Annotated in this window: 15 protein-coding genes, 2 pseudogenes and 2 riboswitches; of the genes and pseudogenes, 8 read left to right on the forward strand and 9 right to left on the reverse strand. The window is 43.5% G+C overall.

Annotated elements, in window-relative coordinates:
- The first annotated feature begins 181 nt into the window (after positions 1–181).
- From ACT3SX_RS05515 to ACT3SX_RS05525, 3 genes are all read left to right on the forward strand, one after another.
- Positions 182–511, forward strand: coding sequence for a YbaB/EbfC family nucleoid-associated protein (locus ACT3SX_RS05515; RefSeq protein ID WP_192519080.1), 330 nt, complete (start codon positions 182–184; stop codon positions 509–511).
- Between the two features lie 106 nt (positions 512–617).
- Positions 618–1,211, forward strand: coding sequence for a recombination mediator RecR (recR, locus tag ACT3SX_RS05520; RefSeq protein WP_192519081.1), 594 nt, complete (start codon positions 618–620; stop codon positions 1,209–1,211).
- A 136-nt stretch (positions 1,212–1,347) separates the two neighbouring features.
- Positions 1,348–2,655, forward strand: coding sequence for a ribonuclease D (locus ACT3SX_RS05525; protein WP_192519082.1), 1,308 nt, complete (start codon positions 1,348–1,350; stop codon positions 2,653–2,655).
- On the opposite strand, the pseudogene ACT3SX_RS05530 reads toward ACT3SX_RS05525, so the two are convergent.
- The 6 genes and pseudogenes from ACT3SX_RS05530 to gcvT form a co-directional block, all read right to left on the reverse strand.
- Positions 2,626–2,745, reverse strand: a pseudogene (locus tag ACT3SX_RS05530) (pentapeptide repeat-containing protein); the annotation flags it as partial. The gene ACT3SX_RS05525 and the pseudogene ACT3SX_RS05530 overlap by 30 nt on opposite strands.
- Positions 2,746–2,784: 39 nt before the next feature.
- Entirely contained in the window at positions 2,785–3,474 is a 690-nt protein-coding gene (locus ACT3SX_RS05535; RefSeq protein WP_192519083.1) for an alpha/beta fold hydrolase, read from the reverse strand.
- Between the two features lie 172 nt (positions 3,475–3,646).
- Positions 3,647–6,544: an aminomethyl-transferring glycine dehydrogenase gene (gene gcvP / locus ACT3SX_RS05540; protein ID WP_192519084.1), complete on the reverse strand. Its 2,898-nt coding sequence runs from the start codon at positions 6,542–6,544 to the stop codon at positions 3,647–3,649.
- A 93-nt stretch (positions 6,545–6,637) separates the two neighbouring features.
- Positions 6,638–7,408, reverse strand: coding sequence for a nitroreductase family protein (locus tag ACT3SX_RS05545; RefSeq protein ID WP_225739144.1), 771 nt, complete (start codon positions 7,406–7,408; stop codon positions 6,638–6,640).
- A 234-nt stretch (positions 7,409–7,642) separates the two neighbouring features.
- A complete protein-coding gene (gene gcvH, locus ACT3SX_RS05550; RefSeq protein WP_192519086.1) occupies positions 7,643–8,023 on the reverse strand; it encodes a glycine cleavage system protein GcvH in 381 nt (126 codons plus the stop codon).
- 85 nt (positions 8,024–8,108) lie between these two features.
- Entirely contained in the window at positions 8,109–9,290 is a 1,182-nt protein-coding gene (gene gcvT / locus ACT3SX_RS05555; RefSeq protein ID WP_192519087.1) for a glycine cleavage system aminomethyltransferase GcvT, read from the reverse strand.
- A 172-nt stretch (positions 9,291–9,462) separates the two neighbouring features.
- Positions 9,463–9,610, reverse strand: a riboswitch (glycine riboswitch).
- Between the two features lie 55 nt (positions 9,611–9,665).
- Positions 9,666–9,804: riboswitch (glycine riboswitch) on the reverse strand.
- Positions 9,805–10,077: 273 nt separating this feature from the next.
- Between gcvT and ACT3SX_RS05560 the strand changes: the two genes are divergently transcribed.
- The 5 genes from ACT3SX_RS05560 to ACT3SX_RS05580 all read left to right on the forward strand — a co-directional run bounded on the left by ACT3SX_RS05560 (position 10,078) and on the right by ACT3SX_RS05580 (position 14,478).
- Positions 10,078–10,398: a YcgL domain-containing protein gene (locus ACT3SX_RS05560; RefSeq protein WP_192519088.1), complete on the forward strand. Its 321-nt coding sequence runs from the start codon at positions 10,078–10,080 to the stop codon at positions 10,396–10,398.
- Positions 10,399–10,644: 246 nt separating this feature from the next.
- On the forward strand, positions 10,645–11,289 hold the full coding sequence (locus ACT3SX_RS05565) for a hypothetical protein (protein ID WP_192519089.1): 645 nt from the start codon (positions 10,645–10,647) through the stop codon (positions 11,287–11,289).
- A gap of 267 nt (positions 11,290–11,556) precedes the next feature.
- On the forward strand, positions 11,557–12,414 hold the full coding sequence (locus ACT3SX_RS05570; RefSeq protein WP_192519095.1) for an AAA family ATPase: 858 nt from the start codon (positions 11,557–11,559) through the stop codon (positions 12,412–12,414).
- A gap of 103 nt (positions 12,415–12,517) precedes the next feature.
- The gene (locus ACT3SX_RS05575) at positions 12,518–13,741 is read left to right on the forward strand and encodes a vWA domain-containing protein (protein ID WP_192992372.1); all 1,224 of its coding nucleotides are present in this window, start codon (positions 12,518–12,520) and stop codon (positions 13,739–13,741) included.
- 359 nt (positions 13,742–14,100) lie between these two features.
- Complete coding sequence (locus tag ACT3SX_RS05580; RefSeq protein WP_192519091.1) at positions 14,101–14,478, forward strand: DUF7079 family protein; 378 nt, start codon at positions 14,101–14,103, stop codon at positions 14,476–14,478.
- A 27-nt stretch (positions 14,479–14,505) separates the two neighbouring features.
- On the opposite strand, the gene ACT3SX_RS05585 is transcribed toward ACT3SX_RS05580, so the two are convergent.
- The 3 genes and pseudogenes from ACT3SX_RS05585 to ACT3SX_RS05595 all read right to left on the reverse strand — a co-directional run bounded on the left by ACT3SX_RS05585 (position 14,506) and on the right by ACT3SX_RS05595 (position 16,202).
- Positions 14,506–15,324, reverse strand: a complete 819-nt coding sequence (locus ACT3SX_RS05585; RefSeq protein WP_192519092.1) for a phosphodiester glycosidase family protein — start codon at positions 15,322–15,324, stop codon at positions 14,506–14,508.
- Between the two features lie 21 nt (positions 15,325–15,345).
- A pseudogene (locus tag ACT3SX_RS05590) lies at positions 15,346–15,729 on the reverse strand (transposase family protein); the annotation flags it as partial.
- An 8-nt stretch (positions 15,730–15,737) separates the two neighbouring features.
- Positions 15,738–16,202: a helix-turn-helix domain-containing protein gene (locus ACT3SX_RS05595; protein ID WP_444518840.1), complete on the reverse strand. Its 465-nt coding sequence runs from the start codon at positions 16,200–16,202 to the stop codon at positions 15,738–15,740.
- Positions 16,203–16,261: the final 59 nt, after the last annotated feature.

Below are 16,261 nucleotides of genomic sequence, written 5' to 3' on the forward strand. Positions count from 1 at the left end.
ATAGCTAAATCTTGCCAAACGGCGTCAAATAGCTGACTAATATCTTGATATTATCTGCGCTATTTTCCTTGTTTGACGGCAATTTATCTCATTTTTATCACCATTTTTAAAATGAGGACACGCCCTAATCATTCTTCACGACTATAAATTATTTACGACTATAAAAGACAAAGAGGCAACTATGAATATTCAAGCACTAATGCAACAAGCACAAACGATGCAAAAGAAAGTGGAAGCAAACGTTGAAAGTGCTAAAAAAGAGCTAGGCAACAAAGAAGTTCATGCAGAAGCGGGTAGTGGTCTGGTAAAAGTGACCATGACAGGTCGTCATGTGGTTAAGCGTTTGACTATCGATCCAAGCTTATTAGAAGATGAGCCAGATATGATTGAAGACTTGATTGCTGCTGCTATCAATGATGCCGTGCGTCAAGCAGATGACTTGTATGAAGAGACGATGGCTGGCGCGACATCAGGTATGGGTCTACCACCAGGTATGCAAGGTATGTTCTAAGCAGTAAATACTTCATACTGAAGAAAAAATGGGGTTGTTATCGACACGATACGACCCCATTTTTATAGCTACGATTTATAAATTAAGCTAAATAAAGGAAGCAACTTTGCTGACAGCCAAATTTGATCAGCTGGTCAAACAGCTGCGGGTGTTGCCAGGTGTGGGACAAAAAAGCGCTCAGCGTATGGCGCTACACCTGCTCACCAAAAAACGCCCACAAGGCATGGCACTTGCCCAAGCACTTGATGAAGCCATGCGTGATATCGTTGAATGTCAGCGTTGTCACAGCTTTAGTGATGAAGCAGTGTGTCCACTGTGCCAAGACCCTAGGCGTGATGACAGTCTGTTATGCGTGGTCGAGACGGCAGCAGACGTCATGGCCATTGAGCAGACGGCAGGTTACCGTGGTCGCTATTTTGTTTTAGGTGGTCATTTATCACCGATTGATGGTATTAGCGCTGACGATCTAAACATTGATCAGCTAGTCTGGCGTGTCAAGCAAGAACCAATCGAAGAGTTGATACTGGCAACGGGTACGACGGTAGAAGGCCAGACCACTGCACACTTTATTAGCGAAGCGGTGAGTCGGCATGTCAATAAAGTGACTCGTTTGGCACAAGGTGTGCCGATGGGCGGTGAGCTTGAGTATCTCGATAGCATGACGCTTGGTCAAGCCATGCAGAATCGCTCTTTTTTATAGATTTCTTATGATATTTCTATAGCCGTTGAGTTTTGTCTATCGTATTTTATGGTACTGTTGTAATTATTTTCTGATTTCATTTTATTAAAACGCAGTTTAGTATTTTATTTTCTCTTATTTATGCAGGTATCTGCCCGTGTCAAACAACGTCTCGAACGCTTCAGTCCATCCAAACCTTTCTGATAATATTGATGGTTTATTAAACGAACCCGTAAATATCCGTAGCGAGCCTGCAACAATACCACCACAACCAAATATCGATGCCTTATTAGATATTGCTGATGAGGTCGCCATTACATGGGTGCGTAAACAAAGCGGTTTGGATGAAGTGATTGAGGCTCTAGCCACTTGTGGACGTGTGGCATTGGATACCGAATTTATTAAACGCGATACGTATTATCCACGCTTAGCATTGGTGCAGTTGAACGTTGGTGATCATATTTATTTGTTGGATGCACCGCAGCTACAGTTGGCAGAGTTTTGGGAAGCACTACGTAAAGTAGATGTTGCTATTTGGCATGCGTGCGGTGAAGACTTGGGTATTTTTTATCTGCTGTCTGGCTGCCCGCCATTGACCAATATTTTTGATACGCAAATTGCGCTGTCTTATTTGACCGGTCAATTGCAGATGGGTTATCAGCAAGCGCTGGATGATCAGTTAGATATGCATATTGATAAAGAACAAAGCCAGTCTGATTGGTTACAACGTCCGCTATCAGATGAGCAAGAGCAGTATGCGATTGATGATGTGCGCTTCTTGCCTGCGTTGTATTTGAACCTTGAATACGAGCTAAAAAAGCAAGGTATTTTTGATTATGTATGGGCGGATTGTCAGCTGTATGCCCATGATTTGTATAATACGCAGCATGTTGAAGATGATGAGATGTATTTGACGATGGCCGATTATCGCTATAACTCACAAGAAATGGCGATACTGCAGGGCATCGCTACTTGGCGCGAAGAGCTGGCACGTGCGACCAATCAGCCGCGTACTTTTATCATAAAAAAACAAGCAGTGCGTGAGATTGTCACAGAAAAGCCGAACAGTATGCGAGCGTTGGCATACAAAACAACGATGCATCGTAGTATGTTGCGATTGTATGGTGAAGAGCTGCTAAAAGTCATTCGAGAGGCAAAGAGTCTGCCGCCTGCCCAACATCCAGACTGTCTATTACCACCATACCGCTCAAAAAACAAAGTTCTGTCAAAAGCGGTGCAACAAGCGATAGATGAGCAGTCAGCGGCAATTGGTGTGCCTGCGAATGTATTGATGCGTAAGAAATGGCTTGCGCAGCTATATGAAGTCATCGCCTATGATAAAGACTTGTCAGAGTTGCCTTTAGGCTTACAGGGTTGGCGCAACGATTGGGTCGTGCAAACCTTGATTCCAGTGATTACAAAACACAAAAATGAGCTACAGCAGGGTATGGGAGTTCATGGTTAAAAATTGGCAAGGCTTTAAGTCTGAGTGTTGTAAGTCTGAGTGTTGTAAGTCTGAGTGTTGTAAGTCTGAGTGTTGTAAGTCTGAGTGTTGTAAGTCTGAGTGCTGCTAGCTATGATGTTTTTGTCAGGATTAGGGTTTATGAACTTCGTGCTTAAACTGTCCATTTTGTAAAAAATGTATGGTCTGTTCAGCGACTGCTTTGTTAACTAACATGCCCGTATGAGTGACAGGCAATACAATATGATCGGTGGCGCTGATAAGTTTAGTCTCTGAGATATAGACCGTGCCATCATGGGCGAGCTTTTCTGAGAGTATCTCTACGTTCGCTTTGCGCAATTTTCGATTGTGATAGGCTAGGATAGGTTGGCCCAAACCTTGCGCTTTATTGCCAGCTATGACACCAAGTTCGATACCTTTTGGTAAAGGCGCAACCGTGCCATCCAAGGCTTGCTCGTATGATTTACCGACAATCGCAGGAGCGAGTCGCCAAATATAATCGCCACTAATGCTGCCATTATGCGGCGTGCCTAGAGTCACACAGCGTCCAATCTGCCATTTTGGATATTGAGCGACAAAATCACGAATAATCAGACCACCCAAACTATGACCGACCAAATCTATCGGTTGGTCAGGGTGATGGTTTTCCTCCAGCCACGCATTAAGACGTGCGCTATTGGTTTTGATACCATCTCGCATACTACGGTAGCCATACTGATGAGTTACACACCCTGCCGCTTGTAAGCGCTTAGCCAAAGGTCGCATAATCAACGCAGTTTGGTGCAGACCGTGAATCAGAATGACGCGGCTTTTTTGTGGCATGTTTGCTCCAACATAGTGAAAGTAACTTTGTAATATGAATCGTAATATGGATCAATACTATCATTATTTACCAATGTTGCTTAATAATGCATCAATAAAATAAAACCTCCAAATCAGCTACTGACTTGGAGGTTTTTTATAAAAACTATCTATACTTTATCAAAAGCGGCAATTACATATAGTTTTCGATACTTGGGCAAGAGCACATTAGATTCTTATCACCATACACATCATCGATACGAGCCACGCTTGGCCAGAATTTATTGGCGCGGATATATGGCAATGGGAATGCAGCAGTCTCACGGCTGTATGGATAGCTCCATTCACCGCTAGTAACCATCGCAGCAGTATGCGGTGCATTGACTAATGGGTTGTCTTCTAGTGTCCAACCATCTTCTCCGGCTTTGGCTTTTAGAGCCTCAGCTTTGATAGATTGTAGCGCACTGATAAAGCGATCCAGCTCTTCTTTTGACTCAGACTCTGTCGGCTCAATCATCAATGTCCCAGCTACAGGGAAGCTCATCGTTGGTGAGTGGAAGCCATAATCCATCAAGCGTTTAGCGATATCGCTTTCTGTGATGCCAGTCTCTGCTTTTAATGGGCGAATATCGATGATGCATTCGTGAGCGACGCGGCCGTTTTTGCCAGTATATAGGACAGGGTAGTGATCTTTTAGCTCGGCTGCGACATAGTTGGCATTGAGTAGCGCCATTTCAGTCGCTTTTAGCAAGCCATCGCGTCCCATCATGGCAATGTACATCCATGAGATAGGCAAGATACTCGCTGAACCATAAGGTGCTGCTGAGACGGCTGAGCAGTCTTTTTGTGCATTATGGACAGGGCTTAGGGCATGGTTTGCCATAAATGGTGCTAAATGCGCCTTCATGCCGATAGGACCCATACCTGGACCACCGCCGCCATGAGGGATACAGAAAGTCTTGTGCAAGTTCATGTGTAATACATCAGCACCAACGTCTGCAGGCTGCATCATGCCAACTTGCGCATTCATGTTAGCGCCATCCATATAAACCTGACCACCATGATTATGAATCAAGTCGCAAATATGGCGGATACCTTCTTCGAACACACCATGAGTCGATGGATACGTAATCATCAAAGCACCTAGGCGTGCGCTATGTTCTTCACATTTGGCCGTTAGGTCATCGATATCTACGTTACCATTGTCGTCAGTTTTGACCACGACCACTTGCATGCCCATCATCATAGCGGTAGCTGGATTGGTACCGTGTGCTGACTGAGGAATGAGGCAAACATCGCGACCAGTCTCACCCAAAGACTCATGATAACGACGAATAGCAAGCAGGCCTGCATATTCACCTGATGCACCAGAGTTTGGTTGCATAGAGACATCATCAAAACCAGTAATGGCTTTGAGTTGGTCTTGTAAGCTATCAATCATGGCGATATAGCCAGTGACTTGATCTCGTGGTGCAAAAGGATGCACATTGGCAAACTCAGGCCAAGTAATCGGTAGCATTTCACTGGTGGCATTCAGTTTCATGGTACAGCTACCCAAAGAAATCATACTGCGGTTCATCGCCAAATCTTTGTCTTCAAGCGATTTTAAGTAGCGCAGCATTTCGTGCTCGGTATGATGTGAGTTAAATACCGGATGCGTTAAGATAGCATCAGTACGTAAGTGTGCACTATCAAGCGATACGCTAGCAGCTTTAGGTAAGTCATGCGCTTTGCTAACAAATAGCTGTGTCAAGACGTTAAAGTCTGTTTGGTCGCTGGTTTCACTAAAGGCAACGGCAAGCTTGCTATCGCCAAGACGCCATAAGTTATAACCAACATTGTCCGCATTTTCAAAAATTTGGGTTGCAAGCTTTTCTGAACCGCAATCAATAACAACAGTATCAAAGAACTGATCGTGCACGACTTTTAGGTTGCTGTCATTCGTGTTTGTGATGATATTGGCAAAGGCAGTGGCAAAGGCATGAATACGTGTGGCAATACGTTTAACGCCAGTTGGGCCATGATAAACGGCATACATACCCGCTAAGTTGGCGAGCAATACTTGTGACGTACAGATGTTTGAGTTGGCTTTTTCGCGGCGGATATGCTGCTCACGAGTTTGCAGAGCCATACGAAGTGCTGTATTGCCTTGCGAATCTTTTGATACACCGATGATACGGCCAGGCGCTGAGCGTTTGGCTTTATCAGAGAAAGCAAAATAAGCGGCATGTGGACCACCAAAGCCCATTGGAATACCAAAGCGTTGCGTGCTACCAAGTGCCACATCTGCACCCATATCAGCTGGCGACTTGAGTAATACCAAACTCATGATATCGCTGACGACACTGACGTACGTTTTGTTTTGTTTGACAGCTGCGATGACATCCGTCAAATCTTTGACATCACCTTCGGCCCCAACGTATTGAAATAATGCCCCGAAATAATCGCCTGATGTGGCGGTTTCAAAATCGCCAACGACCACTTCCCAACCAAAGTACTTGGCACGGGTATTGATGACATCTAGAGTCTGTGGGTAGACACGCTCATCCACAAAAAACTGTATGGATTTGCTCTTACTCACACGCTTTGACATCGCCATCGCTTCAGCCGCTGCAGTCGCTTCATCAAGCAATGACGCACCAGCCATCTCAAGACCAGTTAGGTCAATACACACTTGTTGAAAGTTAAGCAGTGCTTCTAGACGACCTTGGGCGATTTCTGCTTGATAAGGGGTATAAGCGGTGTACCAACCTGGATTTTCAAGGACGTTACGCTGAATGACAGCAGGCATACGCACAGGAGAATACCCTTGACCGATATAGCTCTTTTTAACAGTGATATCATCTGCCATCGTACGCAATTTAGCTAAGGCGGCATGCTCACTCATCGCCACTGGTAGGTCTAACGCTTTGTGCAAACGTACTGGCTCAGGCACGGTATCATTGATAAAGCTTGCCATATCCTGATAACCAACAGCACTCAGCAAATCAGCTTGCTTGGTCTCATTCGATCCTAAATGGCGGTAGACAAATTCCGCTTCATTGAATAGTCCTTGAAAAGTATCAAACGTTGGGTTTTGAGAAATAGTCATGATAGTCCTTGGTTAAGGGAGTAATAAAGGAGTTAACTAAAAATAACGGTCTGTGGCATTAAACAATCAGCTAGTAGACTACGTATTTATGTATTACACATAGTGTACAAACTGATTTTGATCGAAACGGAACTGGGTGTTGTAAACGCCATCATCAGCACGCTCACCAGCACCAATCATCATAACGATGTGTTGATCGTCACCTAGATTTAATAGTTGTTTCATGGCTGGCTCATCGAAGCCGCCTATCGCACAGCTGTCAAACCCATGTGCTCGTAGTGCAAGCATTAGATTTTCAGCCGCTAGTGCAGTGTTGTTGGTTGCCCAGTTTTTGGTGTCTTCAAACGTGTAGTAGGGAGACTTGATAGGACCTTTTAAACGTCTTATTGCTTGAGTTGCCCCCCATTTTGCTACTGATACCACGTTGGCTGGACCTCGTAAAAAAGTCAGTGTGACGATTTTGGTATAGTAGCCTTTGACTTTTTTTGGTACGGGTTTGTCAGGGTATTCACGTAGGATTTTCTGAGCATGACTTTTCCAAGTGTCGGTACGAGCAACCACCGCAATTAATCGTGCTGATGTCTTTGCTGCATTTTGATTCATGCAGTTCTTTACCGCACGTTTGCGATTATCAGCATCATCGATGACATAGAATTCCCACGGCTGTAAGTTGCTAGAGTTCGGTGCTAGTATGGCCAAGCGCAGACAGTCTACTAGCACATCATCAGGGATAGGGGTGTCTGTAAAACGGCGAATTGAACGGCGTGATTCAACTACATCACGAAACGCTTGTAGCTGCGGCGTATGACTAGGCGTAGCTACACTGTTTTGACTGTCGGTACTGAGGTTCGTACTGAGGTTCATATTAGGATCCGTGCTGGGGATTGAGAGATCAACTTGAGTCATGATTGATGGGATTTCTTCAATATGTCTGATAAGTGATTAATACGAATACATTTGTTAGCAGTTGGAATTTATAAATCTAGCAATGATTATTAAGGTGGTGCGTGCAGATACCAACGAATGCCAGTATCTGCGATAATATGTGTCTCTTATGATAATGCGCTTGAATACTAATGTTAGATTATAAGCGTGTTTTTATAGCTCGTTTTCGTACTCATCAGCAGTCATTAATGCTTCGTAGTCAGCGATATTGTCAGGTTTTACTCTAAAGAACCAACCTTCACCATATGGGTCAGAGTTGATGATTTCAGGATCATCTTCTAGCGTTTCATTAATCGCAACGACTTCACCTGAAATAGGAGCATAAACGTCAGAGGCTGCTTTTACTGATTCAACCACTGAGATTTCATCATCAACAGCGATGATGTCACCGACGTCTGGTAATTCAACAAACACCACATCACCCAATAGGTCTTGTGCGTGGTCAGTAATACCGATAGTGATCGTACCATCGTCTTCTAGGCGTAGCCATTCGTGGCTAGCGATATACTTTAGTTCTGCTGGAATGTTGCTCATGTTTTCTCTCCTAATTGATAGAGGTTAATTAACAAAAATAGTGGAAGCTAAATCCAATCGAGGCTAATAATAGAATTTATAAAGCCTATGAGTCAAACTGCTGCTTACCGTTACGGACAAATGGTAACTTAAGAACACGTACATCAACGAATTTACCTTTGCCACGGAGATCAACTTGAACGTTATCTTCTTCTGATACGCTGGCAGGAACACGGGCAATCGCAATGGAGTTTTTGAGGCTAGGGGAGAATGTGCCACTGGTAATGATGCCAGTTTGCTCGTTGGCTGTGCCTTGATTGATGGTGACTGTCATGCCTTCACGTAATACACCGCGACTCGTTAGCAGCAGGCCCACTTGTTTCATGGCGGTATTGTCGTCTTTTGACTGCTTGCGTTTGCTGATCATGGCAGTACGGCCAACGAAGTCACGATCGTCTTTTAACGCTAGCGTCCAACCCATGTTGCACTCGTAGGGGCTGATCGTTTCGTCCATGTCATGACCGTATAGGTTCATACCTGCTTCCATACGCAAGGTATCACGTGCACCAAGGCCTGCAGGTTTAATGCCATTGGCTTTTAATTGCTCAAAGAACGCTGGCGCATCATCACCATGCATAATCACTTCGACACCATCTTCACCTGTATAGCCAGTACGCGCAACGAACCAATCGGTGCCTTCGATATCGGTTAAGTCCGCACCGACGAAAGGCTTGAGCCCTGCTAGAGTATCTGCCCATTTAGGTTTGGCTTGTGCCAGTTTGTCAACAGCATTAGGGCCTTGAACGGCAATCATCGCAAGCTCTGGGCGCTCAGTGATGGTAATATCAAACCCTTCAGCGACTTTATTAAACTGTGCCATGTCTTTATCACGTGTGGCTGCATTTGAGACGATACGGTATTCGGTAGCTTCTGCATTCATCAGGTACACGATAAGGTCATCGATGACACAACCTTGCTCATTGAGCATGCCAGAATAAAGCGCTTTACCAACGATTTTTAACTTATCGACATCATTAGCCAGTAGTTTTTGTAGCCAAGCTTTGGCATCGCTGCCTTTGATATCAGCCACGACCATATGTGAGACATCAAACATGCCTGCATCTGTACGAACGGCTTCATGCTCTTCAATTTGTGAACCATAATGAATGGGCAATTCCCAACCAGAAAAATCCACCAGTTTGCCGTCGCTATCGACATGCGACTGATAAAGGGGGGTGCGTTGAGGGGTAGACGTGTGCGGAGAGTGGCTATCTTGAGTATTGGTCATAACAAATCCTTATGTGTGCATCAGTCCATACTGGATAACAGTATAAAAGTTAATGCGCATTATCATAGTAGTGAGAAGCAACATTGCAAGATGCAAATATTACATCAAAGGGTGGCACAGAGAATAAATAGAAAGCTGTAAACCAAACGGACGCTGAACGTCGGTTTAAGTAATAGCCCTATCTGTCCTGTGACCTGAGATTTTCAACACGAGCCAGCATTTATGAGTTTTAATACAAACCGATAACTGATGATAGCGTGTTTTCTCCCCTTCGGTGGGTAAAACGTCGTCCGTTTTTACCGCTCTCCAGATTTGTTATGCCTTATGTTTGTGTGTCATGCACGCTTGATGGCATACAACTAAACAAATAATGACATTTGTTTTTCAGTCCTTTTACCTGAGCGATTGGCAGGGTGGATGCGCCTTCGGTGGTTGTGCAGCAATTATATACGTCGTATGACCAATGCGGCTTGATACGAGATTGTGCTGACAAACTCTCTCCTGAAAAACGCCTTTATTATGAAAGGTTAATGGTGTTTTTACAAGTCATTAGCCGCATTAAAATCGATAATTTTAGCAAAAACGGCTTTTTATAAGCATAATCGCTATTTATCTATGAAAGTTATGAATACTTGTATAGATAAATAGAGTGGTTTTATGATTATTGAATCATTTTAATTATTTCGTAAATTTTTAGCATGGTTTACCATACCAAAACGCAAAGCGACTACTGATATTTACCCGAAATATGCTAATCTATGGCGATAGTTTCCGATAGGTTGTTTTTATGCATTGCGATATTTATAAATTTCCAAAACATGACGATATGTACATTTATATTGCACGTCCCGATTATCCTGATGATACCGACGAAATTAAAGACTGGCTTGGGGTATTGCCCAAAGATTTCCGTGCAGGATTAGGTCGTAGCCAGTTTGTCATGCATCTGGATTTGGCTACTAGGCCATCGCTGGCTCGTGTCGACAAAGAGGAAGTATTGGCAAAATTGCAGTCACAAGGCTATTTTGTGCAGTTGCCACCTCAAGATGTCATGCGCCGCCAAGCAGAGCTACGGGCACGTGAAGCACAAGACAGTATTTACGACTAAAGCCTTAACCCTGTAAGGTTTGTAGTCTAATGGTTTTAAATATTTTTTTTAGAAAGCAATCAATAAAACGTCTGATAAACATTTGGCCACATGCATTTTGGTAGAAAGTCGTGATAAACTAGCAGCCTATCAAGTGTGCATGTTGATGATGTGTTCAGTGTTATTTATAGTAGGGTAGTATGGACTGTTTACCTGTAAACACGAGAACTTGACGCACGATTTATAAACGCAGGTAGTGAAACGCGCATGGACTGGTTAAAAAATATCGTACATCTTTTACCACTGGAAGCACTCAGTGATATTCTCGGCGAGATTGCTATTTGGTGGGGGCAGATGGTTAAAGACGTCCCAGCTGCAGATTTGCCAATGTATGCTTATCTTGGTGGTGTTATCATCGTATTGATATTGTGGTTATTGGTCGCTCGTATGCTGCCCAAACCATTGGGTGGAATGACGTGGATGGTACTATTCGCTGTTTTATTAGCGCCTAGTACGGCTCTGAACGACCCTAGTGTGTTAGCACCTGCTAGTATTCATGTGGTCTATTCCATTATGATGAAAGACTTTGCTGGCGCGATCGCTGGTATGGTACCGATATTGGTGGTGCTAGTGGCGGGATTGTTTGTTGGTTTTATTTGGCAGCTTATCCGTGGTGCTTTTGAATCGAGCTTAGAAAAAGCCCGTAGAAAAAGTGCAGAAGATACGCAAGCGACGATGCAGCTGACGACAGGTAGTTATTTACCAGAGAATGCCAATTTGACAAAATCGTCTGATATTGATCAGCAATCTCCTAAAACGCCTTTGGCCTCTGATACTGAAACAGATTTTGGTTTCAAAAAAGACAGCAGCTTAACTAAAAAACCTAAAATAGAAAAGTCAGACAAGTTATAAAATGGTTGTTAATAATAAGCCTATTAAAAACATTTAAAGCGTTAACGTAATAAAATATCCCATAAAAAAAGACACCTTGCGTGTCTTTTTTTATGGGAGCGTGTTTTTGTATCGGGTTGTTTAGCAATTGCGAACGCATGAGTATTTTGGCAATACGTGTGGCTGTGCTAATCTAAATGATTGTTTATTTTCCACTAATTGCCTTTAATGACTTGATGGCTTCTGACAGCCTGAATGAATAACAATAACTGAGATTCGATTATGAGCATGACTGATAAAACTCACAAAAGCTTTACTGGAACCAGCAATTATATTGCGACTGATGATTTACAGCTAGCGGTCAATGCAGCGATGACCTTGCAAAAACCTCTGCTTATTAAAGGTGAGCCAGGTACAGGTAAGACGCTACTAGCCGAAGAAGTAGCAGAGAGTTTGGGTATGCCGCTCATCACTTGGCATGTCAAATCGACGACTAAGGCCGAGCAAGGGCTATATGAATATGATGCGGTATCGCGCCTGCGTGATTCACAATTGGGTGATGACAAGGTTTATGACATTGCCAACTATATCAAGCCTGGCAAACTATGGGATGCCTTTACCAGTACAGAGCGTACGGTGTTATTGATTGATGAGATCGATAAAGCCGATATTGAGTTCCCAAATGACTTGCTGCATGAGCTAGATAAGATGTCTTTTTATGTGTATGAGACGGGTGAGACCATTACGGCTGAGCAGCGCCCAGTGGTCATTATCACGTCGAACAATGAAAAAGAGTTGCCGGATGCGTTTTTGCGTCGTTGCTTTTTTCATTATATTGACTTTCCTGAAGAGCAAACCATGCGTCAAATCATCGAGGTACATTTCCCTGATATTCAAGAAAAACTGGTCAATGATGCGCTCGATATCTTTTATAAGCTGCGTAATATTCAAGGACTTAAAAAGCGTCCATCAACGTCTGAATTGGTCGATTGGTTAACGCTATTATTGGCTGATGACATGGCACAAAACGAGTTGGAAGAAAACTTGCGCGGTGAAAAGTCAATTCCTCCGTTGTATGGTGCGTTACTGAAAAACGAAGCCGATGTGAGCCTATTGCAGCGCTTTGCCAATATGATGCGTCGTTAAACGTGAGTATGGGCGTTGTAGCTATGATAAAAATTAGCCATGATAAACATGAGTGCCAATGCCAAAATCATAACCATATCAGCCAATAAGTGATGCGACTCTTATGTTCATAAAACTATTCTACACTTTGCGTACTTACGGCGTGCCAGTCAGTACACGCGAGCTGCTCGACCTCAATGCGGCGTTAGATAAAGGACTGATGATGCAGCCGCATCCTGAAGACTCATCGCTGACTACCTTTGCCAGTCGCGAAGACATGTATCGGCTCATTCGGCTGTGCATGGTCAAAGACGAGCGCCATTTTGATAAATTCGATCGCGCCATGGCAGATTATTTTGAGGGTGTCGATAGTTTAGATATGGACGAGCTATTGGCTAAGCTGACGGACGTGCCGAAAGAGTGGCTCGACTTAAAGCTTGACCCAAAAAACCTGACCGAAGAGCAGCGGCGACTGCTAAAAAAATATGGCTCGCTCGAAGAGCTGATGAAAGCACTGGAGGAGCGGCTTAAAGAACAAAAAGAGCGCCATCAAGGCGGTAGTAAATGGGTCGGTACTGGCGGCACTTCACCGTTTGGTGCTTATGGCGATCATCCAGAAGGCGTTCGGGTCGGTGGTGAGTCACGTAAGCGCAGCGCGGCCAAAGTCTGGGAGCAGCGTAAATATCGTAATCTAGATGATGACAATCAATTAGGAACCCGTCAGCTACAGATGGCACTGCGTAATCTGCGTCAGTTTGCCCGTACTGGTAGTGCTGATGAGCTTGATATTCATGAGACCATCAGACGCACGGCAAAAAAAGGCGTGCTCGATATTCACATGCAGGCTGAGCGCCGTAATCGTGTCAAAGTGCTGATGCTGTTTGATGTGGGCGGCAGTATGGATATCCATGTTGAGGCGCTTGAGAAATTGTTTTCTGCAGCAAAAAATGAATTCAAAACTTTAGAGTTTTTCTATTTCCATAACTGTCTGTATGACTATGTGTGGAAAGACAACAATCGCCGTCATAGCGCGCCGATGTCAACGTATGAGCTGCTAAATAAATATGGGCGGGAGTATCGCGTGATATTCGTCGGTGATGCATCCATGTCGCCATATGAGCTCATGACAGTGGGTGGCAGTGTGGAATATATGAATGATGAGGCAGGTATTGTATGGCTGACACGGGTATTGGCTCATTTTGATAAAGTGGCTTGGCTGAATCCAGAAAATCCTGCTTACTGGCAATATACGCAGACCATCGTTGAGATAAAAAAATTAATGGACAATAAAATGTACCCTATGACATTGCATGGCGTGGAAGAAATGACGGGTTATTTGGCTCGTTAAGACCAGAGCTGAAAGACGCTATAAGGTTAGGGCGTGTTGAACATTCAAATGTGGTGCTGGCAGTGACTATTTTTTAGACAATATGCAGTGAAATTTTTGATACCTAGTCATTCTAGGTTAAACAATTTCGCCATGTATTGGCAAAAAAGAGTACTGCCCTCCACTCGAGCATAGCTCTCGCCTTGCAAACGGGCAAAGCAGTGCTTTGCTGGAGCCGTTCTCAAGGCTGAGGCTAAAATCACCCCAAACGTTGTTGCAATCCTAGCCAAGGTCTCGACATTATCGTCGACTTGCGCCTAGTTTGGTGCAATTTTAGCGATCAGCAGTCCTAATATTTGAATGCTCAACACGCCCTAATTATGGGTAGGTTAAATAATCAAGAAGCCGTGTGGGTCGCATTATCAGATCTATTTTTAGACACTGAGATATCTTATGAGTTTATCGCTAGGCGAGTGGCACACGTTGATATTATAGCGTTAGAGTATATGCTCTATTTTGAAGTTGCCCCTATTTGTATTGGTAATCTTCTTATGCCAATACCTACTGTTTGGTCGGGATTTAATGAAGACTGTTTTATCAATGATATAAATCATCACTTGCAGCAGTTTAATGCCAGTCGATTCTATCGTTTCAAAATAAAGCTTCAAGCACAATTTTATAAAAGATTTTTGAATCACGAATGGCTAAAACTTGCTGCAGAAATACGATTGGCGCATGAAAAGCATTTGGCATCATAAGTCAGTATCGAAATAAGCTAAAAGCATTTATTCAATACCAGTCTCTACCACGCCAATCATAACGCCCATCTCTTTTTTATCATGTTTATCAATACTGGGTGCGTATAATGCCGACGCAATACCACCATCTAAAAACAGCGCATTTGGGCAGCTTAAATCGTCTTTAAACAGTTCAGCAAACTCATAAAAGCTGACAGGCTCATCGCTATTCACAAACTGTATACTGCCATCACTACAAACGCCTGCACCATTACGAATCTTGAGTGAGGTGCTGTCAGGTTTGAATTGTGGATGTATCTCGTTATTGATAACCAGCATTGGGCCAGATTGGGTGGCATACCATGGCTGTGCTTCACCATTTTTAAGCAGCTCATCTAAGGCGTTGCTTTCCGTGATTTGTACCTTCCCAGACTTATCCCACCACATGACCCCATTGGGCAGTAAATGAAAATTACCGCCACCTTCATTGAGGTTCAACGCGCGAACTTCTTTGCCTTCAATAGTGGTATAGCCAATCGGCGCATAGTCTTTATTATACATACCTGCATTGGTGGCAAAGCTCAGTGTTTGATTGTCTGGTAAAGTCGATAATAAGTTATCGAAAGTCAGCAGTGGCTCATCACTCTCAGACTGCTGCCAAAACAGCTTTAATGCGTAACGTCCATCGCTCAATGCTTCCGCTGTAATGCGACAAGCACTGTAAGAAAACGGCGCATCTTGAGACTGGCATGACCAGTTTTCTGTGTCACTATTACTGACGGCAGTGCTTGTAGGCTTACAAGCACTGATACTAAGTGAGAGCAGGACGGCTGTACATAAAGGTACGGTATGAACAAAACTTGGCATTGAATAGACCTCTTGCAAAAGTCATAGTTTAAGCTCGGAATTAATGATACCAGCAAACAGCTTCATTCTAAGATCATAGCGCTGACGACGGTTGCGATATTTATGAGCCACGATTTTAAACAACTTGATTAAGCCTATTTTGTGCTCAACCACAATACGGAACCTTGCCAGATAGTGATTGGCCTGTTTGCATATCTCCAATAACTGACCACCACGAGGTTTCTTAAATGGTGTGAAAGTTTGGTTATGTAGCTTTGCTAACCCTTGATAACCACTGTCTGCTAGATAGTTAGTATTCTCAGGTAACCAATCAGGACAAGTATCTTTATACAGCTTAAAATCGTGGATTGACCCTTTACAGGTTTGCACATCAAGTATCAAACCAGTTTGCCAATGAACGATAACCTGCGCTTTTAAGGTGTGTTGTTTTTTCTTACCGCTGTAGTAGTCTCTTTGGTTTTTTTTGGACGCTCAATAGGGGTTTCGGTAGCATCGACAATGACGACTGACCAATTGATGTCCTCATCGACACGACTAGGCAGCTTTTTAGGCAATTCAAACTTGCCAGAGTCAATCAGTGTGTCTTCTACTTTACGAATGATACGGCTAGCAGAAGACTCATGAATACCAAAGTCCATACTGATATGATAAAGCGTGCGGTATTCACGCCAATAAGTCAGGGCGAGTAGTATCTGCTCCTTAAGACTGAGCACACTTGGTCTACCTGATTTGGTCTTAGATGCTTCATGCTTTTGCATGGCCTCAAGCATGTCATAAAAGGTGGCTTTATGAATGCCAGTGTAGCGTTTAAAACCAGCGTTACTTTGTTTGAGTAGCTTATCTATGTTTGGCATATCTATTAAGTAAGTAGAGTTCAATAATATACTTTGTGTCTTACAACTACTTTTGCAAGAGGTCTATTATAGATCTTTTATAA

Source organism: Psychrobacter sp. AOP31-B2-9 (genome assembly GCF_052378005.1).
GTDB lineage: Bacteria > Pseudomonadota > Gammaproteobacteria > Pseudomonadales > Moraxellaceae > Psychrobacter.